The sequence below is a fragment of the Nocardia sp. NPDC051900 genome, from assembly GCF_044452545.1.
Classification (GTDB): Bacteria; Actinomycetota; Actinomycetes; order Mycobacteriales; family Mycobacteriaceae; genus Nocardia; species Nocardia sichangensis.
The window spans coordinates 265514-287203 of the sequence record NZ_JBITBU010000002.1 but is presented as its reverse complement, the minus strand read 5'-3'; the positions used below and the strand labels follow the sequence as shown (position 1 = coordinate 287203).

At 68.4% G+C, this 21690-nt stretch carries 21 protein-coding genes and 1 riboswitch; of the genes, 14 read left to right on the top strand and 7 right to left on the bottom strand.

Annotated features, from left to right (window positions below; genetic code table 11):
- Positions 1-23 precede the first annotated feature (23 nt).
- Positions 24-980 carry an SDR family NAD(P)-dependent oxidoreductase gene (locus ACIA5H_RS03870; protein ID WP_397073740.1) on the bottom strand — a complete coding sequence of 319 codons (957 nt, stop codon included), beginning with the start codon at positions 978-980 and terminating at the stop codon, positions 24-26.
- A gap of 226 nt (positions 981-1206) precedes the next feature.
- On the opposite strand from ACIA5H_RS03870, the gene ACIA5H_RS03865 reads away from it, so the two are divergent.
- From ACIA5H_RS03865 to ACIA5H_RS03850, 4 genes are all read left to right on the top strand, one after another.
- Complete coding sequence (locus ACIA5H_RS03865) at positions 1207-1662, top strand: hypothetical protein (RefSeq protein ID WP_356964698.1); 456 nt, start codon at positions 1207-1209, stop codon at positions 1660-1662.
- Between the two features lie 54 nt (positions 1663-1716).
- Positions 1717-5070, top strand: a complete 3354-nt coding sequence (locus ACIA5H_RS03860; protein ID WP_364437828.1) for an error-prone DNA polymerase — start codon at positions 1717-1719, stop codon at positions 5068-5070.
- Between the two features lie 88 nt (positions 5071-5158).
- Complete coding sequence (locus tag ACIA5H_RS03855) at positions 5159-6151, top strand: DUF4349 domain-containing protein (protein ID WP_397073738.1); 993 nt, start codon at positions 5159-5161, stop codon at positions 6149-6151.
- Positions 6108-6341: a DUF167 domain-containing protein gene (locus ACIA5H_RS03850; RefSeq protein WP_397073736.1), complete on the top strand. Its 234-nt coding sequence runs from the start codon at positions 6108-6110 to the stop codon at positions 6339-6341. The genes ACIA5H_RS03855 and ACIA5H_RS03850 overlap by 44 nt, the downstream gene beginning before the upstream one ends.
- A 15-nt stretch (positions 6342-6356) precedes the next feature.
- Here ACIA5H_RS03850 and ACIA5H_RS03845 read toward each other — a convergent pair whose 3' ends face one another.
- Positions 6357-6821: a tRNA (cytidine(34)-2'-O)-methyltransferase gene (locus tag ACIA5H_RS03845; protein WP_355079013.1), complete on the bottom strand. Its 465-nt coding sequence runs from the start codon at positions 6819-6821 to the stop codon at positions 6357-6359.
- A gap of 217 nt (positions 6822-7038) precedes the next feature.
- Between ACIA5H_RS03845 and ACIA5H_RS03840 the strand changes: the two genes are divergently transcribed.
- The gene (locus ACIA5H_RS03840; protein ID WP_355079114.1) at positions 7039-7284 is read left to right on the top strand and encodes a DUF3017 domain-containing protein; all 246 of its coding nucleotides are present in this window, start codon (positions 7039-7041) and stop codon (positions 7282-7284) included.
- A 38-nt stretch (positions 7285-7322) separates the two neighbouring features.
- Here the strand turns inward: ACIA5H_RS03840 and ACIA5H_RS03835 are convergent, their stop codons facing one another.
- A complete protein-coding gene (locus ACIA5H_RS03835) occupies positions 7323-7970 on the bottom strand; it encodes a nitroreductase family protein (RefSeq protein ID WP_397073733.1) in 648 nt (215 codons plus the stop codon).
- 69 nt (positions 7971-8039) lie between these two features.
- Between ACIA5H_RS03835 and ACIA5H_RS03830 the strand changes: the two genes are divergently transcribed.
- Positions 8040-8417, top strand: coding sequence for a winged helix-turn-helix transcriptional regulator (locus tag ACIA5H_RS03830; RefSeq protein WP_379252049.1), 378 nt, complete (start codon positions 8040-8042; stop codon positions 8415-8417).
- 63 nt (positions 8418-8480) lie between these two features.
- Here the strand turns inward: ACIA5H_RS03830 and ACIA5H_RS03825 are convergent, their stop codons facing one another.
- The 3 genes from ACIA5H_RS03825 to ACIA5H_RS03815 all read right to left on the bottom strand — a co-directional run bounded on the left by ACIA5H_RS03825 (position 8481) and on the right by ACIA5H_RS03815 (position 10732).
- Positions 8481-9638 (bottom strand): homoserine O-acetyltransferase, encoded by a 1158-nt coding sequence (locus tag ACIA5H_RS03825; RefSeq protein ID WP_379252050.1) that lies wholly within the window; start codon positions 9636-9638, stop codon positions 8481-8483.
- Positions 9635-9769, bottom strand: coding sequence for a hypothetical protein (locus ACIA5H_RS03820; protein ID WP_379252051.1), 135 nt, complete (start codon positions 9767-9769; stop codon positions 9635-9637). Before ACIA5H_RS03820 ends, ACIA5H_RS03825 begins: the two co-directional genes overlap by 4 nt.
- An 86-nt stretch (positions 9770-9855) precedes the next feature.
- Positions 9856-9966, bottom strand: a riboswitch (SAM riboswitch).
- A gap of 52 nt (positions 9967-10018) precedes the next feature.
- Positions 10019-10732 (bottom strand): TetR family transcriptional regulator, encoded by a 714-nt coding sequence (locus ACIA5H_RS03815; protein ID WP_379252052.1) that lies wholly within the window; start codon positions 10730-10732, stop codon positions 10019-10021.
- Between the two features lie 132 nt (positions 10733-10864).
- Here ACIA5H_RS03815 and ACIA5H_RS03810 point away from each other — a divergent pair, with 132 nt between their 5' ends.
- The 3 genes from ACIA5H_RS03810 (at position 10865) to ACIA5H_RS03800 (ending at position 15538) form a co-directional block, all read left to right on the top strand.
- Entirely contained in the window at positions 10865-12358 is a 1494-nt protein-coding gene (locus ACIA5H_RS03810; RefSeq protein WP_397073729.1) for an MFS transporter, read from the top strand.
- Positions 12359-12713: 355 nt separating this feature from the next.
- Positions 12714-13931, top strand: coding sequence for an NADP-dependent isocitrate dehydrogenase (locus ACIA5H_RS03805; RefSeq protein WP_355079025.1), 1218 nt, complete (start codon positions 12714-12716; stop codon positions 13929-13931).
- 386 nt (positions 13932-14317) lie between these two features.
- Positions 14318-15538, top strand: coding sequence for an MFS transporter (locus ACIA5H_RS03800; protein WP_397073727.1), 1221 nt, complete (start codon positions 14318-14320; stop codon positions 15536-15538).
- A gap of 69 nt (positions 15539-15607) precedes the next feature.
- Here ACIA5H_RS03800 and ACIA5H_RS03795 read toward each other — a convergent pair whose 3' ends face one another.
- On the bottom strand, positions 15608-16189 hold the full coding sequence (locus ACIA5H_RS03795; protein ID WP_397073989.1) for a TetR/AcrR family transcriptional regulator: 582 nt from the start codon (positions 16187-16189) through the stop codon (positions 15608-15610).
- Positions 16190-16532: 343 nt separating this feature from the next.
- On the opposite strand from ACIA5H_RS03795, the gene ACIA5H_RS03790 reads away from it, so the two are divergent.
- The 5 genes from ACIA5H_RS03790 (at position 16533) to ACIA5H_RS03770 (ending at position 21529) form a co-directional block, all read left to right on the top strand.
- Positions 16533-17750 (top strand): lipid-transfer protein, encoded by a 1218-nt coding sequence (locus ACIA5H_RS03790; protein WP_379252055.1) that lies wholly within the window; start codon positions 16533-16535, stop codon positions 17748-17750.
- Positions 17751-17781: 31 nt separating this feature from the next.
- The gene (locus tag ACIA5H_RS03785) at positions 17782-18219 is read left to right on the top strand and encodes an SRPBCC family protein (protein WP_356964688.1); all 438 of its coding nucleotides are present in this window, start codon (positions 17782-17784) and stop codon (positions 18217-18219) included.
- A 220-nt stretch (positions 18220-18439) separates the two neighbouring features.
- Positions 18440-19315 (top strand): MaoC/PaaZ C-terminal domain-containing protein, encoded by an 876-nt coding sequence (locus tag ACIA5H_RS03780; RefSeq protein ID WP_397073724.1) that lies wholly within the window; start codon positions 18440-18442, stop codon positions 19313-19315.
- A gap of 61 nt (positions 19316-19376) precedes the next feature.
- On the top strand, positions 19377-20252 hold the full coding sequence (locus ACIA5H_RS03775; protein ID WP_379252057.1) for an SDR family oxidoreductase: 876 nt from the start codon (positions 19377-19379) through the stop codon (positions 20250-20252).
- Between the two features lie 26 nt (positions 20253-20278).
- On the top strand, positions 20279-21529 hold the full coding sequence (locus ACIA5H_RS03770) for an acyl-CoA dehydrogenase family protein (RefSeq protein WP_379252058.1): 1251 nt from the start codon (positions 20279-20281) through the stop codon (positions 21527-21529).
- Positions 21530-21690 lie beyond the last annotated feature (161 nt).

The window sequence follows — 21690 nt, the reverse complement described above, 5'->3', positions numbered from 1 at the left end:
TGGTCGTGCCGGTCACGGACGCCTTACCAGTGCGTGCCGGGGACCCAGCGGGCGGCGCGGCGTAGGGCCGTGCCGGTGAGGCGGCGTGTGGTTGATCGGGGGCGGGGCTGGGGGTGTGGTTCGGCCGGTTCTTCGGGGGTGGTCGACTCGCCTTTTGCTGCGGGGGAGTCGGGTAGCGCGCGGTAGTAGCGGTGTAGGACGCGGTCGCGGATCTTCGGGGTGAGCAGCGCGCCGTATTCGGCGATGGTGCCCAAAGGCACGTCGATGCGCTTGGGCCGTTCGGTCAGGGCGCGCACGATGGTCGCGGCCGCCCACTCGGGCGACTCGGCGGGGCCCTGGTCGCCGCTCGGGGTGATCATGGGCGTGCGCACCAGCGGCATGTGGATGGTGGTGAACGTGACGCCGTCCGCCATGGTCTCGACGGCTGCCACCTCGGTGAACTTGTCCAGTGCCGCCTTGCTGGCCAGATATGCCGAGAACCGCGGCGTGGCCACCTGCACGCCCGCGCTGCTGATGTTGACGACGTGCCCGAACTTGCGTTCCCGCATCTGCGGCAGCAGGGCCAGCGTCAGCCGCAGCGCGCCGAAGTAGTTGACGGCCATGGTGCGTTCGAAGTCGTGCAACCGGTCGGTGGAGCGGTGGATGGCGCGGCGGATGGAGCGGCCGGCGTTGTTCACCAGCATGTCCACGTGACCGTGTTCGTCCAGGACGGTTTTGATCACCTGGTCGACGGAATCGGAATCGGTGACGTCGCAGGAGTACCCGTAGGCCGAGCCGCCCGCCGCCCTGATCTCGTCGACGACCGCGGCGAGTTCCTCACCACGGCGCGCGAGCAGGAACACGGTGGCGCCCTTGCCTGCGACCGCGAGCGCGGCCGCCCGCCCGATCCCGGAGGATGCCCCGGTGATGAGGACATGCCGCCCGGTGAGGTCGCGGTTGTGGCGCCGGCGGCGGGCGGGCTCAGCGGGGGCGTCGGTCATCGCTGCTGCTCCTTTGCAGGTCTGGTGGTCATGAACTTACTCCAAAGTAAGTTCCCTGCCAAGTGCTTCCGGTCGCGTCCGGGATCGGCCGCCCCCGGTCGTCGCGGCGTGTCGCGCCGGTGCGGCCTTTCGGGTCGAGAACCGCACGCGGCCTGGGGGTTTGCGAATGCGCGAAACGGATCGAACAACTCTCGAAAGGTTCGAACATATGTGCGATACTCAGCGCATGTCGGACGATCGGATGGCGGAGGTGTTTGCCGCGGTGCGGCTCGGTGGCGTCGACCCCGCGGCGGGGCGACGGGCGTTGGAAAAGCTCTGGGACGAACTCGGCGAACACGGCGGGGTGTTGCAGCGCTGCGTGGTCGCACATCATCTCGCCGATCTCCAGGAGGAGCCCGCCGAGGCGCTGCGCTGGGATCAGCGCGCGCTGGCTGCGGTGTTCGGGCCCGGTGTGCCGCTCGATGAAGGCCTGCGCGGCTTCTTGCCGTCGCTCTACTTGAACCTGGCCGACAGTCATCGCCGGGTCGGCGAGTTCGAAGTGGCCAGGATGCAGTTGGCCATCGCGCGCGGGCATCTCGACGTCCTCGCCTCCGATGCCTACGGCGCGCTCATCCGGACTCGCCTGAAAGGTGTCGAGGCCGCTCTGTCCGCCGGTTCCGTGGAGCGTCTCCGGGCGTCCTGACCTGCCTGTACATCGCCCGTCTTCGAATGTATGTTCGAGGCTAGGAGGTGAGTCGTGGGCTGGGGAAACGGTCCGCCCAGCTGGGCGGAGATGGAGCGGGTGCTGTCCGGGCGGCCGAGCCCCGATGTGACGTATCCGGGCGACGGCGGCGACAGTCCGGCGTGGTCGCGTAAGCGCGGCGAGTACCGGCCCGAGCCGGTGCGCCCTGTCGATGAACCGACGGTCCCGTACGCGGAGCTGCACGCGCATTCGGCCTACAGCTTCCTGGACGGTGCGAGCCAGCCGGAGGAACTGGTGGAGGAGGCGGTGCGGCTCGGCCTGACGGCGATCGCGCTCACCGACCACGACGGCTTCTACGGCACCGTCCGTTTCGCCGAGGCGGCCAAGGAATGGGGCATGCCCACCGTCTTCGGAGCCGAACTGTCGCTCGGCACGGCACTCGAACCACACGTGCCGGGCGCCGTGCGCGGGCACGCCGCCGCCCCCGACTCGGCGCCGCGCACCGGCGCGCCGGACCCGGCCGGGCCGCACCTGCTGGTGCTGGCCCGCGGCCAAGAGGGCTACCGCAGGCTTTCCCGAGAGATCGCCGCCGCGCACATGGCCGCAGGGGAGAAGGGCATCCTGCGCTACGACCTCGACACGCTCACCGCGGCGGCCGAGGGGCACTGGCACATCCTGACCGGATGCCGAAAGGGTCACCTGCGCCAGGCGCTCGAACTCGACTCGCGCGCGGGCAGCACCCGGCTCGAGCGTTCGGAAGCCGCGTTGCGGGAACTCACCGACCGCTTCGGCGCCGATCGGGTGAGCGTGGAACTCACCCATCACGGCATCCCGGAGGACGACGAGCGCAACGCTCATCTCATCGCCCTGGCCGATCGTCTCGGCCTCCCGGTGCTCGCCACCACCGGAGCGCATTTCGCCGCACCGAGCGGGCGTCGCCGAGCCATGGCGCTCGCGGCGATCCGGGCCAGACAGAGCCTGGACGAGATAGCGGGCTGGCTGGCCCCTGCGGGCGGTGCGCACCTGCGGTCAGGGGCGGAGATGGCGCGGTTGTTCGCCGACTGCCCGCAGGCGGTGGCGAACGCGGCGGCCCTGGCTCGCGAATGCGCCTTCGACCTGCAGTTGATCGCTCCGAACCTGCCGCCCTTCGACGTGCCCGCCGGACACGACGAGCAGTCCTGGCTGCGCGAACTCGCCATGGCGGGCGCCGCGGCGCGCTACGGGACTCCCCAGGAGAACCCGGAGGCCTACCGGCAGATCGAGCACGAGCTCGCGGTGATCAACGACCTGGAATTCCCCGGTTACTTCCTGGTGGTGCACGACATCGTCAGCTTCTGCAAGGACAACGACATCCTCTGCCAGGGCCGCGGGTCGGCAGCCAACTCCGCGGTCTGCTACGCGATCGGCATCACCAATGTCGACCCGGTGCGCAACCACTTGCTGTTCGAGCGTTTCCTCTCCCCGGAGCGCGACGGCCCGCCGGACATCGACGTCGACATCGAATCCGATCGCAGAGAAGAGGCGATCCAACACGTCTACCGCAAGTACGGCCGCGAATACGCCGCGCAGGTGGCCAATGTGATCACCTATCGCGGCAAGTCCGCGGTGCGCGATGCCGCACGGGCGCTGGGTTTCTCGCCCGGCCAGCAGGACGCGTGGAGCAAGCAGGTGAGCCGCTGGACCGGCGTGGGCGCGGAGACGAACACCGACATCCCCGCCGAGGTGCTGGAACTGGCCGCCGATATCGAGGGGCTGCCGCGGCATCTCGGCATCCATTCCGGCGGCATGGTGATCTGCGACCGGCCGATCGCCGACGTCTGCCCGGTGGAATGGGCGCGCATGTCCGGCCGCAGCGTCCTGCAGTGGGACAAGGACGATTGCGCGGCCATCGATCTGGTGAAGTTCGACATGCTCGGCCTCGGCATGCTCTCCGCGCTGCACTACATGATCGACCTGGTGCGCGAGCACGAAGGCGAGACCGTCGAGCTGCACGCGCTCGACCTGGCCGAACCCGAGGTCTACGAGATGCTTTCGCGCGCGGACTCGGTCGGTGTCTTCCAGGTGGAGTCGCGTGCCCAGATGGCCACCCTGCCCCGGCTGCGCCCGCGCAGCTTCTACGACCTGGTGGTCGAGGTGGCGCTGATCCGCCCCGGCCCGATCCAGGGCGGGTCGGTGCATCCCTATATCCGCAGGCGCAACGGGGCCGAGGACGTCGTCTACGACCATCCGGCGCTGAAGAATTCGCTGGAACGCACGCTCGGCGTGCCGCTGTTCCAAGAGCAGCTCATGCAGATGGCCGTCGACGTCGCCGGATTCACCGCCGTGGAGGCCGATCAGCTGCGCCGCGCCATGGGCTCCAAGCGGTCACCGGAGCGCATGGAACGTCTCAAAGCGCGGCTCTACCAGGGCATGCGGGAGCGGCACGGCATCACCGGCGAGGTCGCCGACCGTATCTACGAGAAGCTCTACGCCTTCGCGAATTTCGGCTTTCCCGAGAGTCATTCGCAGAGCTTCGCCTCGATCGTCTACTACTCGGCCTGGTTCAAACTGCATCATCCCGCCGCCTTCTGCGCGGGTCTGCTGCGCGCCCAGCCGATGGGGTTCTACTCACCGCAATCACTGGTCGCCGACGCGCGCAGGCACGGGGTCGTGGTGCACGGTCCCGACGTCAACGCCAGCCGCGCCGAGCCCACCCTCGAGGCGAAGGGCACCGAAGTACGCCTCGGTCTCGCCGCGATCCGCCAGATCGGCGACGACCTCGCCGAGCGCATCGTCGCCGCCAGGGGCGAGCGACCCTACACGTCTTTCCTCGACCTGACCGGCCGGGTGGAACTCACTGTCGCGCAAGCGGAATCGCTCGCCACGGCGGGCGCGCTCGGCAGCCTGGGCAGCGCCCGTCGGGAAGCGCTCTGGGCGGCGGGCGCCGCCGCGGGTGAGCGCCCGGACCGGTTGCCCGGCACCGGCGCGTCCACCACCGCGCCCGTCCTGCCCGGGATGAGCGATCTGGAGACGGCCGCCGCCGACGTCTGGGCCACAGGCGTTTCGCCGGGCAGTTACCCGACGCAGTTCCTGCGCTCCCACCTGGACGCCCTCGGCGTCATACCCGCCTCCGGCCTGCGCACCGTGCCCGACGGCTCGCGGGTCCTGGTGGGCGGCGCGGTGACGCATCGGCAGCGTCCCGCGACCGCGGAGGGCATCACCTTTCTCAATCTGGAAGACGAAACCGGCATGGTGAACATCGTCTGCTCGCTGGGGCTGTGGCGGCGCTACCGGCGCCTGGCCCAAGGCGCGGCCGCGCTGCTCATCCGCGGGCGGGTGCAGAATGCCGAGGGCGTGGTCAGCGTGGTCGCCGAACATCTGCAGCGCATGGATCTGCGGATGGCGTCCAAATCGCGCGACTTCCGTTGAGCCGGTTGCTTTAAGGAAGTGTTAGAAGCGTTCTAGAGAACCGTTATGCGCGGCTTTTCGCGCAGTGCGAACCGCTACTGTGCCAGGCATGAGGAAGCTTGCTGTGCTGTGCGTCGGCGCGCTGGGGTTGATCTTGCTCACCGGCTGCGGTGACGACAACGCGGCACCCGCTCGGGATCGGACGCCGACGATCGTCACCGGGCCGGGACCCGCGGCTCCCGCGCTCGTGCCCCCGGGGGTGCACGAGCAGGCGCCGCCCAAGCGGGAGGACAACTCCGGCGCCGAACCGACGTCCACCCGCAAGGAGGTGGTCACCGGCAGCGTCGAGATCACCGCGGACGCGCCGGTCACCGCGGCGGGCACGATCATCGACCAGGTGCGCGCCGCGGGCGGCCGAGTCGACAGCCGCACCGAGCAGCCCGGCACCGACGACACCGAGCCAAGCGCCACGCTCGTCGTCCGGTTGCCCGCGGACAAGACCGACGCGTTCATCGCGGGCCTCGGCGGGGTCGGACAGATCACGCGGGTCACCACCAACCGCGACGACGTCACCATGCACTGGGAGGACCTGGACGCGCGGATCAAGGCACTGCAAGCCTCGGTCGACCGGCTGCGCGGACTCATCGCGGGCGCCACCACCACCTCCGACCTGATCGCCGCCGAGCAGGCGCTGTCCAGCCGCCAGGGTGAGCTGGACAGCCTCAGCGCGCAGAAGCGCAGGCTCGACGACCAGGTGGCCCTGTCCACGCTGACCATCGACGTCACCACCGATCACAAGAACTCCGGCGACGACCCCGACAACTTCTGGGACGGCATCGTCTCCGGCTGGAACTCGCTGGTGGGCTGGCTGCAGGACGCGATCGTGTTCAGCGGCAAAGCGATTCCGTGGCTGGGCTTCCTCGCGGTGGTAGCCGCCGTGCTGTGGGGGATCGTGCGCCTGGTGCGGCGGCGCAAGCCCACGCCTGGTGCGGGAGAATCGGCACCGGAGCCGGTGAGCAGCGCCTCGGATGGCGCGGAGACCAGCGCAGGAGGCAAGAGTGCCGACGGTAGTAAGGGCGACGATCAAGCCGAACAGCCGTAAGGGACCGCTGGTGGAGACCCTCGACGACGGGAGCCTGCAACTGTACGTGCGGGCTCCCGCCGTCGAAGGCAAGGCCAACAAGGCCGCCATCGAGTTGCTCGCAGGCCACTACGGAGTCCCCAAGTCCGCCGTCCGGCTGACGGCGGGTGCGACCTCCCGCTTCAAACGATTCGAAATCGACAGGCCTTGACGTCGCCGCCGCAGCTCAAATGCCGCCGGGGAAGCCGAGTTGGCGCCATGCTTCGTAGACGGTCACCGCGGCCGCGTTGGAAAGGTTCATGGAGCGGCGACCGGGCAGCATCGGGATGCGCAGCCGGTCGGTGATGCGCGGATCGGCCAGCACCTCCGCGGGCAGGCCGGTGGGTTCGGTGCCGAACAGCAGCACGTCGTTCTCGCGATAGGCCACGTCCGTGAACCGAGTGGTGCCCTGGGTGGTGAACGCGAAAACCCGCTCCGGGCGCAGTACCTCCCATGCCGCCGCCAGATTCGGGTGCACCGTCACCGACGCCAGATCGTGGTAGTCCAACCCGGCCCTGCGCAACTTCGGCTCCGACAGATCGAATCCCAACGGCTCGATCAGATGCAGATGACACCCGGTCCCCGCGACCAACCGGATCGCGTTGCCGGTATTCGGCGGAATGCACGGCTCATGGAACATCAGATGGAACACGACGCATCAGTCAACCAGGTCACCGGAGCCGTCCGCCCGCACCCCACACGAGTGGCGCACCGCCGCGGGGAGTACTCGCGATTCGCCGCAGCCATGCGCCACTCGTCGACCACCGGACCGGTCTGCAAGAATCGGGAAGGTGACCGATGCCGATACGCCTATCGCCCGGGCCGGACGCCGCGGTTCGGGAGCGGAGTTCTTGCGTTCTCATCTGCCGATGGTCGTCGTGACGCTGGTCATCGTGGTGGCGGTGGTGTTCGTGGCGTCCGATCGTTGGCGGCGCGGGACGTTCTTCTTCGGCGGTGCGACGCTGCTGGCGGCGGCATTCCGGCTGTGCCTGCCGACTACCCGGGTGGGGCTGCTGGCGGTGCGCAGCAAGCCGTTCGACGTCGGCGCGCTGACGCTGCTGGGGTCGAGCATCCTGTTCCTCGCGGCCACGATCAACACGCTCGGCGTCGGCTGAGGGCGGGCGACCCAGCGATGGCCGGGTCGCCCTTGTGCTCAGCGGGCAGCGGCGAATCGCTCGGCGAAGACCGTCCGCTCGCGCGGACGACGCCCCGGGTGCGGAGGGGCGGTGTCGCTGTAGCCGATGGTGACCAGTACCGCGATGGCGAGATCTGCCCGGTCGCCGATACCGATGGCTTGCTTCACCGACTCCGCGTCCCAGCCGTTCATCGGCGCCGAGGCCAAGCCGAGCCCGGTCGCCGCGAGCATCGCGTAGGTGGCCGCGATCATCGCGTTCTTGACGGCGTTCTCCCGCAGCAGTCCGCGCTGTTCCAGCGCCAAATATTCGGCGCGTGTGTCGAACATGGCGGTGAACTCCGCGTTCCACGCGCCGTTGCGACCAGCTAGTTCGGCGATGTCGGCGTTGCGGTCTCGCCAGGCGGCGGCGTCGGCGACGAAGACCAGCACCACCGGCGCCTCCCTCGGCTGCGGCTGGCCGAACGCCGCCTCCGACAGCGCGGCGCGGCCGGATTCGCTGGTCACCACCACGATCGACCGGTCCTGCATATTCCATGCGCTCGGCGCTTGCATCGTCAGCTCGAGCAACTCTTCGATCAGTTCGGGCGCCACCGGGTCGGGGCGATAGTGCCGCACCGTGCGACGTCCACGGATCGCATCGGCTACCGAAAGTGTCTTTGTCTCCATATTTCTAACTATCGGAGAGTCACACTCCAATAGGAAGAAGGCACTATTTAGTGCGCTACACTCCAATAGGTGCCCACCTATATCGAAGGTTCCGGCCTTCCCGCCGACGTGTACTCCGCGAAGTGCCCCACGCGGGAGATCCTCGACCACATCGCGGGGAAATGGACGGTCCTGATCATCGACGCGCTCGCCGACGGCACCATGCGCTACACCGATCTGCGCCACCGTATCGAGGGCATTTCCCAGAAGATGCTGACGCAGACGTTGCGGCAACTGGAGAGCGACGGTTTCGTCACGCGCACAGTGCATCCCACGATCCCGCCACGAGTCGACTACACGCTGACGGAGCTGGGGCACAGTCTGCGCACGCCGATAGCGGCGCTGCGGGAGTGGATCGAAACCAACATCAACCGCATCGAAGCGGCGCGGCGAGCCGCAGCGCTCTGAGAGCGGACGGCATCACGGCGCGAGGTACCGATCAGTGCGGGCGCGAGGGGAAGCGGACCCTTGTCAGCGTTCGGGGCGCACACCGGCGCGGGCCAGGCGCATGGTCTCGGTCAGCAGTTTGGACACCGCCGCCGCCTCGGTGAGGAATCCGTCGTGCCCGTCGCGGGAGTGCACGATCTCCAGTCCGTCGCATCCGGGCAGCAGATCGGCGAGTTCCTGCTGGGTCCGCAGCGGATAGAGCCGGTCGGAGTCGACGCCGCCGACCACGCACGGCACCGGCGTCGCCGAGAGCGCCGCCTCGATGCCGCCCCGCCCGCGGCCGACGTCGTGGCGGTTCATCGCCTCGGTCAGCAGCACATAGGTGGCGGGATCGAAACGCTTGCAGAGCTTTTCGGCCTGATGGTCCAGGTAGCTCTGCACCGCGTAGCGTCCGCCGTTCCAGGGGTCCTCGTCGCCCTGCGGCTTGTTCTCGAACCGGTGATCCAGCTCGAATTCGGTGCGGTAGGTCAGGTGCGCGATCCGCCGGGCCAGCGCCATCCCCGTCGTCGGGGCGCGGCCGGTGCCGTGATAGTCGCCGCCCTGCCAGTCCGGATCGGACGTGATCGCCGCGATCTGGGTGGTCTGGGTGCCGATCTGATCGGCGGTGGCGCGGGCTCCGACCGCGAGCACCAGCGCCGCGGCGACCCGATCCGGTGCGCCGACCATCCACTCGAGCACCCGCATACCGCCCATCGACCCGCCGACCACGGCCGCGAGCCGCTCGACGCCCAGCAGGTCGAGCAGAGCGGCTTCGGCGGTCACCTGATCGCGGATGGAGATCCCGGGAAAACGCGCACCCCACGGCTTTCCGTCCGGAGCGGTAGTGGACGGCCCGGTGCTGCCCTTGCAGCCGCCGAGCACGTTCGTCGCGAGCACACACCATTCGTCGGTGTCCAGCGGCGCGCCGGGACCGACCATGCCGTCCCACCAGCCGGGCATCGGGTGCACGCCGTCGGGCTTGCCGACGACGTGCGAGTCGCCGGTCAGCGCGTGTTCGACCAGCACGATGTTGTCCAGGCCGGGGGAGAGCTCGCCCCAGCGTTGTACCGCGAGGTGGACGTCCGGGATGACCGCGCCGTTCTCCAGCCGCACGTCCCCGATGGCGATGGTGCCGAGCTGTCCATCCGGGGGCGGCAGGGCGATGCCGGAGGTCCGCGCGCTCGGTTCGGTGTTCACGGTCATGTCGCCGCCGCCGCGAAACCGGCGGGCGGAGGATCCGGGAGGAAGCGCACGACCCCGAACTCGGCACCACGGCTGTGCGGGGCCGACTGCGCCGGGCCTCGCTCGGCCCCGGGCGCGGTGAATTCACTCATGGTTTGCTCCCAAGCAGGTGTTCGCCGGTACAGCAGGGGTTAGCGGTGTGTGGGTGACGAACAACAACACATGCCGGCGACCTCCTGTTACGCGCTTGCTCCCGGCTCTCGGGAGCCAGGTCATCACCCGGAGCACCCCACCGCGGCTGGAGGGTTGCCGACCAGCGAGCCGGGGCTTGACGCTGGTACTCATGACCTGCCCGGCATCATAACCGGCGGGCGGTCAGCGCCCGAAATCCTCCGTCGAACTCACTGGTCCGCAGCGGTCGGCGCCCCGCAGCAGGTGCGCACGAACTCGTCGTAGGCCTCGGTGAACGCCGTCCGCCCCGCCCTGGCCGCGACCGCCAGGTCGTCGTCGAGGAACACATCGTCGGAGCACTCCATGCCGATGTGACCGATCAGTTGCCAGGTGCCGACGATCAGCCGCACCGGGCGCGCGTCCGGCGTGGTGCCGAGGCGCTCGGCGACCACCGCGGCGATCGCGTGGTTCTTGTCGTCGGCGTGCTCCATGCTGCGCGCGCTGACCGACGGGCTGCTGCGCAGAATCCGCTGCATCTTCTGGAACTGCCGGAACGACAGCGGATCCGCCTCGCCCGCCGCGGCGGCTTCATCGACCACGTGCAGGAAGGCCTGGCGCAGCGCCCCGAGTTCGTTGCCCGTGCGGGGCAACTCGCGCAGCGTCTCGGCGATGGTCTGCCCGAAATCCTGCACCGGCCCCAGGACGATGTCTTCTTTGCTGTCGAAATAGCGGTTGATCGTGCGCGGCGAGACGTCCGCGGCGTTGGCGATCTGCTCGATCGTGGTCGCGTCGAAGCCCTGTGTGTCGCACAGATCGAGGGCCGCGGCGATGATCCGCAGCCTGGTCTGTTGCTTCTTGCGTTCGCGCAGGCCCTGGGTCGCCGGGCCGCCGGCGGCGCGGTCGGCCGCTGCGCCCGCGCCCGTCGGCGCCGATAACTCGAGCATGCCCCCATGTTAACGCAACCTGCCGTTTTCCTGTCCGTAACGGTCAAATGTCGTAACACGACATTTTGCGCTTGACGACAAATGTCGGTCGGTGACAGGATTGCTCCGGACATCGAGGACGAGGAGAAGACCGTGACCGAGACCGCGACAGCGGTGCACGCGCCGCAGCGGGCGAGCGGTTCAGCGCGTTGGCTCGCGCTGGGAGTGATCGCGTTAGCCCAGCTCATGGTGGTGCTGGACGCCACCATCGTGACGATCTCGCTGCCGTTCGCGCAGCGGGATCTCGACATCAGCGACGGCAACCGGCAATGGATGCTCACCGCCTACACGCTGATCTTCGGCGGCCTGCTGCTGCTCGGCGGCAGGCTGGCCGACTACCTCGGCCGACGCCGGATCTTCATCATCGGCCTGATCGGCTTCGCGAGCGCGTCGGCGCTGGCCGGTCTCGCGCAGACCGGCGCGGAACTGTTCGCCGGACGCGCGTTGCAGGGCGCGTTCGCCGCACTGCTGGCTCCGGCCGCGCTCTCGCTGCTGTCGGTGACCTTCACCGAGCCCGGCGAGCGGGCCACCGCGTTCGGTGTGTTCGCGGGCATCTCCGCGGGTGGCGCGGCGCTGGGGCTGATCGCCGGTGGCGCGCTCACCGAATACGCCTCCTGGCGCTGGTGCCTGCTGGTCAACACGCCGATCGCGCTGATCGCGCTGCTCGGCGCGCTGGCCTGGGTGGCGAAGGACGTGCCCGCGCCGCGCAGCGGGGGATACGACGTGCCAGGAGCCGTCACCGTGACGCTCGGTCTGATCGCCATCGTGTACGGCTTCAGTCGTGCCGCCGACGACGGCTGGCTGGCGGGCAGCACGCTGGCGCTGCTGGTCGCCGGGCTGGCCTTGCTCGTCGCCTTCGTCGCGATCGAACGGCGCTCGGCGAACCCGCTGCTGCCGTTGCACATCCCGGGTGAGATCAACCGGGGCGGCGCGTTCCTCGCCGCGCTGCTCATCCCGATCGCGATGTTCGCGATGTTCCTGTTCCTGAGCTTCTACTTCCAGATCACGCTGGGCTACTCCGCCCTGAAGGCGGGCTTCGCGTTCCTGCCCTTCCCTGCGGGCATCGCGATCTCGGCGGGTGTCACCAGCGCTCTGCTGCCGAAGCTCGGCCCGCGTCCGCTGATGCTGGCCGGGGCCGTGCTGGGCGTCGTCGGCCTGGTGCTGCTGGCTCAACTGAGCTTCGGTGACAGCTTCCTCGCCGGTGTGCTGCCCGCTCAGGTGCTCATCGCGCTCGGTATGGGTCCGCTGTTCGTCGGCATGCAGACGGTCGCGCTGCATCAGGTGGAGGAAGAGGACTCCGGCGTCGCCTCCGCGCTGCTGAACGCGGCGCAGCAGGTCGGCGGGGCGGTCGGCACGGCGCTGCTGACCACCATCTCGGTGCAGGTCGCCAAGACCTTCGCGCAGGACAACCCTGGCATCGACAACCTGGCCGCGCGGGCCGCGATCCACAGTTACGACGTGGCCTTCTACGTCGGCGCCGGGTTCTTCTTGGCGGCCGTTCCGATCATCGCGCTGATGATCCGGGACCGGCCGGAGAACCTGATCGAAGGTTCCGAGGACGGGGCACGGCTTCCGGTCGCGGTCTGATCCACCGGAACGAGGTCCGCGCGGCGTGCTGACGCCGCGCGGGCCTCGTCGTGTGCCAGGCGGTTGCCGTGCTGGAACGGAAGGCGGATCATGGCGGCGACGGCGGTTGCGCGGGTGCCCGCCGAGGCGCTGGAAGGCGTTGCCTACCAATCGGTGGCAAAGGTGGTCCAGCTCACTCCGGGGGCTGCCCGTGCGGTGAGGACTTCGGCAGCAGTACGCTTGTCTTGTTTGCACCACATGTCCCGCCGACAACGCGGGACATATACGTTGTCTGTTGGAACAGCTGGGGTCCGCTCACAAGCGTGTTCGCCTGGCCGTGCAATGAGGGCACCATCCTAGGAGGACACGAAGATCCATGTCCAAGATCAAGGTTGAAGGCACCGTCGTAGAACTCGACGGCGACGAGATGACCCGGATCATCTGGCAGTTCATCAAGGACAAGCTGATCCACCCCTATCTCGACGTGAACCTCGAGTACTACGACCTCGGCATCGAATACCGCGACAAGACCGATGATCAGGTCACCGTCGACGCCGCCGAAGCCATCAAGAAGCACGGCGTCGGTGTGAAATGCGCCACTATCACCCCGGACGAGGCGCGAGTCAAGGAATTCGGCCTCAAGAAGATGTGGCGGTCGCCCAACGGCACCATCCGCAACATCCTGGGTGGCACCATCTTCCGGGCCCCGATCATCATCTCGAACGTTCCGCGGCTGGTGCCGGGCTGGACCAAGCCGATCATCATCGGCCGTCACGCCTTCGGTGATCAGTACCGCGCCACCGACTTCAAGGTGTTCCAGGGCGGTACCGTCACCGTGACCTTCACCCCGGACGACGGCAGCGAGCCGATCGTGCACGAGGTCGTGAAGATGCCCGAGGAGGGCGGTGTCGTCCTGGGCATGTACAACTTCCGCAAGTCCATCGAGGACTTCGCGCGGGCGTCGTTCAACTACGGCCTGCAGCAGAACTACCCGGTGTACATGTCGACGAAGAACACCATCCTCAAGGCCTACGACGGCATGTTCAAGGACACGTTCCAGGACATCTTCGACGCCGAGTTCAAGAGCCAGTTCGACGCCGCGGGCCTGACCTACGAGCACCGGCTGATCGACGACATGGTCGCCTCCTCGATGAAGTGGGAGGGCGGCTACGTCTGGGCGTGCAAGAACTACGACGGCGACGTGCAGTCCGACACGGTGGCGCAGGGCTTCGGCTCGCTCGGCCTGATGACCTCGGTGCTGCTGACCCCGGACGGCCGCACCTGTGAGGCCGAGGCCGCCCACGGCACCGTCACCCGGCACTACCGCCAGCACCAGCAGGGCAAGCCGACCTCGACCAACCCGATCGCGTCCATCTTCGCCTGGACCCGCGGGCTCGAGCATCGCGGCAAGCTGGACAACACCCCCGAGGTCATCGGCTTCGCGCAGACCTTGGAGGACGTCGTCATCAAGACCGTCGAGGGCGGCCAGATGACCAAGGATCTCGCGCTGCTCGTCGGCGGTGACCAGGGCTATCTGAGCACCGAGGAGTTCCTCGGCGCGCTGGACGCCAACCTGGCTCGCGCGCTGCGCTGATCCGGGGCCGAGCCGCGTCGCTCGGCCGACTCCGGCGCTGGGTGGTCGCCCAGCGCCGGGCTGAACATCGGGCACCCGCCCCACCCTCGGTGGAACGGGTGCCCGGACTGTTCGGCCGTGAGGATGTTGGACAGACCTGCCCGGTTGACCGCCAGGTCGGAGAAGTTCACCGGGAATTCGCGCGGGGCGCGGCGATCTTCCGGCGCGGGCATGGCCCGAGCTGATAGCTGACACCGCGACGATGCTCGAAGGTGGCGGGCCGACTACGGTCGTCGGTCTGTATTGGGCGAATTCTCCTGTTCAACTGCGTAGTTCGTCGGCGGTACGTGGGCGAACTCACGTTCGCTGGGGAAGCGATCGCAGGCCGAGGCCGGTTACATGAACACGTGACCAGCGCCCTGACCACCAGCACCACCGCGCCGCCCGGACGAACCGATTGGCACGTGCCCGCGATGCTCGCCCTGGCCCTCGGCGGATTCGGGATCGGGACCACCGAATTCGTCACCATGGGTTTGCTGCCGGACATCGCGTCGGCCATGCGGGTCTCCGAGCCGACCGCGGGGCACGCGGTATCGGCCTACGCGCTCGGTGTGGTGATCGGCGCGCCACTGATCGCGGCGCTGTGCGCGCGGATGCCGCGCAAGCGCCTGCTCGTCGCGCTCATGGTGGCGTTCACTCTGGGAAATGCGGCGACCGTCCTGGCGCCCTCGTTCGAGACGCTGGTTCTCGCGCGATTCGTCTCAGGTTTGCCGCACGGTGCCTACTTCGGTGTCGCCTCGTTGGCCGCCGCCACTCTCGCCCCGGTAGGGCAGCGGGCAAAGGCGGTTGCCGCGGTTATGCTGGGATTGAGCGCCGCCAATGTTGTCGGCGTTCCCGCCGCTACGTGGCTCGGCCAGCATCTCGGCTGGCGCGATGCGTTCGTGGTCGTCGCGCTCATCGGAGTGACCACCGTGGCGGCGCTGCTGCGCTTCGTGCCGGAGCTCACCGGCATCACGGTGACCAACCCGATGACCGAACTCGGCGCGCTGCGTCGCCCGCAGGTACTGCTGACGCTGCTGGTCGGCGCCGTCGGGTTCGGCGGCATGTTCGCCGTCTACACCTACATCGCGACCACACTCACCGACGTGGCGGGTCTGCGGGCCGGCGCGGTTCCCTTGGTGTTGATGCTGTTCGGCGTGGGCATGGTGATCGGGAACATCGTCGGCGGCGTGCTCGCCGATCGCGGCGTGGACCGCGCCATCCTGGTGTCGATGGTCGCGATGACCGTCATCCTCGGTGGCTTCGTCGCCGCCGCGCACAACCCGTACACCGCGGCCTTCGGCGCGTTGCTGGTCGGCGCGTCCGGAGCTGCCTTGGCGCCGGCACTGCAAACCCGTCTGATGGACGTCGCGGCCGACGCCCAGACCCTCGCCGCCGCCCTCAACCACGCCGCCTTGAACATCGCCAACGCCGCGGGCGCCTGGCTCGGCGGCCTGGTCATCGCCGCGGGTCTCGGTTACACGGCTCCGGCCGTGGTCGGGGCGGCCCTCGCGGCGATCGGCGTCGCGTTGTTCACAGTGACCGCTTGGACCGCGCGGAGATCACGCCCGCAGCGAGCGACGCGGTAGCGATGCCGAAGCAGGCCCCGAGGTTGTCGGCGGCTTGTCGGAATTCGGACTCGCCGGGTCGGGCGCGGACTATCCGGCGGGGCGGGCGGCCAGGGCGCGGCCCGCGATGTCGTGCAGGTGCGCCGTGGCGCGTCGCCACCGGCGGCGGGCGCGCTCGTCGTCCGGGTCGATGAAATTCGAGATCAGGATTCCGCGCAGCGCGTCCATGGCCGTGTAGATGAAGTCGCGCGCTTCCTTGCGGCGCACGTCGTCCGGCACGAAGCGGGCGACCGCAAGCAAGACGGCGTTGTTGACGAACGGCTCGACCTTCTCCATCGCCGCGGCCAGCACCGGGTCGGTCCGCCCCGCCACCCACAGTTCGACGGTCGCGATGAACAGCGGACCCTGGTGCAGGTCCCACAGGAACTCCAGCGCCGCGGCCACCGGATCGTCGCCGGTTTCGACCCGCGACATCTCCCGCATGGCGGTCTCGGCGCGCAGTTGCGCCAGGTGGCTGATCGCGGCCACCACCAGATCGGTCTTCGAGCCGAAGTGATGGACCTGCGCCCCACGGGTCACCCCGGCGCGCTCGGCCACCCGCGGCGTCGTGGTGCCCGAGTATCCGTACTCGACCAGACAGTCCACCGTCGCGTCCAGCAGCCGGGTGCGCATCTCGGTGCTGCGCTGCTCCTGCGTCCGGCGCTGCTGCTTCACGACTACGCTCCTGGCCACCGTCCGATCCTACACTTACATACAGTGCTGTATGTTCCGCCGTTTCGGTGGGAGATGGGTGATATCGAAGCTGCCGGGGCGGACTGCGGCTGAGCGCGCCTTCGGAGGTGGCGTTGAAGAAAACATGCATGTCTCACTGTATGTAGCAAGTGAGATGCAATCCGCTGGTTACCAGGGTTGTGGTCTGCTTCCGCGCGGACCTCTTGTTCACTTACATACAACCTTGTATGTTTGTTTTCATCCGTTCGGCCGCTCGCGGCGTACGCACAATCTGAGGAGTTCGATGGCGAACAAGGTCTACGTCGTCGGTGTCGGCATGACGAAGTTCGAGAAGCCGGGCCGCCGGTTGGTCGAGCAAGCCGACGGCACTACTCGCGCCTGGGACTACCCGGACATGGCCAGGGAATCGGGCACCAAGGCGCTCGCGGACGCGGGCATCACCTACGACCTGGTGGAACAGGCCTACGTCGGCTATGTGTACGGCGAATCCACCTCGGGCCAGCGCGCCGTCTACGAACTCGGCATGACCGGCATCCCGGTGGTCAACGTGAACAACAATTGCTCCACCGGTTCGACGGCGCTGTATCTCGCGGCCCAGGCGATCCGGGGCGGGCTGGCCGAATGCACGCTGGCGCTGGGCTTCGAGAAGATGCAACCCGGTTCGCTCGGGTCCACCTGGGACGATCGCGAGCAGCCGATGGCCAAGCACGTCATGGCGCTGGCCGAGATCTCCGAGGTGCTGTTCCCCGTGGCGCCGTGGATGTTCGGCGCGGCCGGGCGCGAGCACATGAAGCAGTACGGCACCACCGCCGAGCACTTCGCCAAGATCGGCCACAAGAACCACAAGCACTCGGTGAACAACCCGTATTCGCAGTTCCAGGACGAATACACCCTCGAAGACATCCTCGCCTCGCGGATGATCTACGACCCGCTGACCAAACTGCAGTGCTCGCCGACCTCCGACGGGTCCGGCGCGGTGATCCTCGCGAGCGAGGACTTCGTCGACGCCCACGATCTCGCCGGGCAGGCGGTGGAGATCGTCGGCCAGGCGATGACCACCGACTTCGCCTCGACCTTCGACGACACCGCGAAGAACCTGATCGGCTACGACATGAACGTGCAGGCCGCGAGGAAGGTCTACCGGCAGTCCGGACTGGGCCCGGAGGACTTCCAGGTCATCGAGCTGCACGACTGCTTCTCGGCCAACGAACTGCTGCTCTACGAGGCGCTCGGCCTGTGCGGCGCGGGCGAGGCGGGGCAGCTGATCGACGACGGCGAGACCACCTACGGAGGCAAATGGGTGGTCAATCCCTCCGGCGGGTTGATCTCCAAAGGGCATCCGCTCGGCGCGACCGGTCTCGCGCAGTGCTCCGAGTTGACCTGGCAGCTGCGCGGAGCGGCGGACAAGCGGCAGGTGGACGGCGTCACCGCCGCCCTGCAACACAACATCGGCCTCGGCGGCGCGGCCGTCGTCACCGCCTACCAGCGCGCCGACCGCTGACCGCCGACCAACTCGACGAGGAGTGCGACACATGGGACATATCGAAGCCACCAAGGACGTCAACGCCGCCCCCGAAGCCCTGTGGGCGGTCGTCTCCGACCCGCAGACCTGGGACAAGTGGTTCACCATCCACGAACGCTTCATGGAGGAGCCGCCCGCCGTGCTCAGCGCGGGCGCCAAGCTGGTCGCCAAGATCGTGATGCTCGGCATGGCGAACAAACTGGAATGGACCATCGTCGCGGTGGACGCGCCGAACAAGCTGACGCTCGGCGGCACCGGCATGGCCGGCGTGCGGACCGAGTTCACCTTCGACATCCGGCCCAACGGCGAGGGCAGCACCATCCTCGTGTCGGGTGACTTCGAGGGCGCGTTGATCAAGGGCGCGCTCGGCAAAGCGGTGGAGAAGGACGGCATCAAACAGCTCGACCGTTCGCTCGACCAACTCGACACGTTGGCCTCGGCGGCATGAGCGCTCAGGCCCGGAGGCGGCAGCGGAGCGTGACCACGCAGGGCCCCGCTCGTGCCGGAATCGGACATGGCATGAGCGGTCAGGCCCGGAGGCGGCAGCGGAGCGTGACCACGCAGGGCCCCGCTCGTGCCGGAATCGGACATGGCATGAGCGGTCAGGCCCGCAGGCGGCAGCGGAGCGTGACCACGCAGGGCCACGCTCGTGCCGGAAAGGATGCGGCATGAGCGCCGAAACAAGCGCCCGCACAGTCGAGTTCGACGACAGCGGCTTGGAGACGTGGTCCGACGAGGACCGGTTCGCGGTCACCGGCGAGCGGGTCGCGGAGTACGCCGCCGCGACGAACGATCCGATCGCCGCGCACCTGGCCGGTACGGTGGCCGGACCGGTCTTCGCCATCGTCCCGGTCTTCGAGGCCATGATGATGCCCGTCATCGACGTCGCGCCGATGGACATCTTCGGCCGGGTCGTGCACGGGGAGCAGGACTTCCACTTCCACCGCGCGATCCGCCCCGGCGACCGGCTGGTGTCGCGCGCCAAGGCGATCGGCTATACCAGCCGCCCCAACGGCACGATCATCACCATTCGCATCGAATGCCGTACCGAGGCGGGAGAACCGGTCAACGACCAATACCTCACCGCTTTCTTCCGCAACATCGATGCGGGCAAGACGGTCGGCGCGGCCGCTCCGGCGCACAAGTTCGACGAACGGCTGCGCGAGCAGGACCCGGTCGCCGTCGTGGCGCAGCACGTGGACCACGACCAAACCTTCCGCTACGCACCGGCGTCCGGCGATCCCGTGCCGCTGCACCTGGACGAGCAGGTCGCCGAGGACGCCGGACTGCCCGGCATCATCGCGCACGGGCTGTGCACCATGGCGTTCGCGTCCTGGGCGGTGCTGACCGAGGTCGCGGAGTCGGATGTGCACCGGCTCAGGCGCTTCGCGGTGCGCTTCGCCAAGCTGGTCTTTCCCGGCGACGATCTGGAGACCCGCATCTGGAAGGCGGGCTCCGCCGACGGCGTCACCCGCTACGCCTTCGAGACCGTGCGCGGCGACGATGTCGTGCTCAGCGACGGACTGGCCGAGATCGCCGACTGACCATCGCGCGGCGGCACGATGTCCGCCGCTTCCCTTCGGGCACGACTACAGGAGACAACACATGGGCGTACTGGCCGGGCGGGTCGCCGTCATCACCGGCGCGGGTCGCGGCATCGGCCGCGAGCACGCATTGCTGTTCGCGAAGGAGGGCGCCGCCGTGGTCGTCAACGATCTCGGCGGCAGCAACGCGGGCGAGGGGACCGATGCCGGTCCCGCCCAGGAGGTGGTGCGCGAGATCGTCGCCGCGGGCGGGAAGGCGGTGGCCAACACCGACGACGTCGCCACTTGGGACGGTGCGCAGAAACTGGTCGAGCAAGCGGTCAGCGAGTTCGGCGGCCTGGACGTCGTCGTCAACAACGCGGGCATCCTGCGTGACGCGTTTATCGCGGGCATGGACGAGTCGCAATGGGACGCGGTGATCGCCGTGCACCTCAAAGGCCACGCCGCGGTGCTGCACCATGCCGCCGCATACTGGAAGCAGCAGTCCAAGGCGGGCAATCAGCCGAACGCGGCCGTGATCAACACGGCATCGGCGTCGGGCACCACCTTGCCCAACCCGGGACAGGCCAATTACGGCGCGGCCAAGGCCGGGATCGCCGCGCTGACCCTGGTGGCCGCCGACGAACTGGCGCGCTACGGCGTGCGGGTCAACGCGATCGCGCCGATCGCGCGCACCCGGCTCACCCTGGCCACACCCGGCATGGGCGAGATGCTGGCTGCCGAAGCGGAGGAGTCCGACGGCGGGTTCGACGCCTTCGCCCCGGCCAATATCGCGCCGCTGGTCGCCTACCTGGCCGCCGAAGACTGCCCGATCACCGGCAAGGTGTTCGCGGTGCAGGGCGGCGCGATCTCCGAGCTGGCCGGTTGGCACGATGTGAAGACCATCGAGACCGAAGGGCCCTGGCTGATCGACGACATCACCGCCCGGCTGCCCTGACCTCGGGGAATGTGAGGAGAACGACGATGTTCGAATGGTCCGAGACCGATGTCATGATCCGCGATGCCGTCCGGGCGTTCATCGATAAGGAGATCCGCCCGAATCTGGACGCGCTCGACAGCGGTGCACTGCCGCCGTACCCCGTCATCCGGAAGTTGTTCCGCGAGTTCGGGATCGACGTGATGGGCGGCGAGGCCGTGCAGAAGATGCTGGCCAGGCAGGCGGCGCGGGAGAGCGCTCCCGCCGAAGCGGAACGGAAGCCGAAGTCATCCGGCTCGAGCCCGTTCGCCGGACAGGAATCGCTGATGGCGGTGCTCATCGGCGAACTGTCCGGAGTGTGCATGGGCCTGGTCTCGGCGATGGGCGTGAGCATCGGTCTCGGCGCGACCACGATCATGTCGCGAGGCACGCTGGCGCAGAAGCAGCGCTGGCTGGAGGACATCGTCACCATGCGGAAGGTCGCCTCCTGGGCGATCACCGAACCGGACTCCGGTTCCGACGCGTTCGGCGGCATGAAGACCTACGTCAAGCGCGACGGCGAAGATTACCTGCTCAACGGCCAGAAGACGTTCATCACCAACGGCCCCTACGCCGACGTGATGATCGTCTACGCGAAGCTCGACGACGGCGCGGGCGGCGACAAGCGCGACCGCAAGGTGCTCGCCTTCGTGCTCGACAAAGGCATGCCCGGCCTCACCCAGGGCAAGCCGTTCAAGAAGATGGGCCTGCACTCCTCGCCGACCGGTGAGCTGTTCTTCGACAACGTGCGCGTGAGCCGGGACCGGCTGCTCGGCGAGACCGAGGAGCACAAAGGCGGCGACGGCAGGGACAGCGCCAGGTCCAGCTTCACCGCCGAGCGGGTCGGCGTGGCGTTCATGGCGCTCGGCATCATCAACGAGTGCCATCGGCTGTGCGTGGAGTACGCCAAGAACCGCAGGCTCTGGGGCCAGGAGATCGGACGGTTCCAGCTGGTCCAGCTGAAACTGGCGAAGATGGAGATCGCGCGGATCAACGTGCAGAACATGGTGTTCAACACGCTGGAGCGGGGTCGGGCAGGCAAGCCGCCTACCTTGGCCGAGGCCTCCGCGATGAAGCTGTACGCCTCCGAGGCCGCCACCGAGGTGGCCATGGAAGCGGTGCAGCTGTTCGGCGGCAACGGCTACATGACCGAGTACCGCGTGGAGCAACTCGCCCGCGACGCCAAGTCACTGATGATCTACGCGGGCAGCAACGAGATCCAGGTGACCCACATCGCGAAAGGGCTGCTCGCGCAGTAGTTTCCGAATCGGCTGGCTCGCCGTACGCACTGCGCGGTGAGGCTACGGCCGCGCGCAACCAAATCGGCCCGACCACCGGTCGTGGGCGGGGAGACCGAGCCCAGCCGGTTGACGATCCGGCTCGTGCCCGGTTTGTCCACTGCATCAGCGGCCGGCTGGCC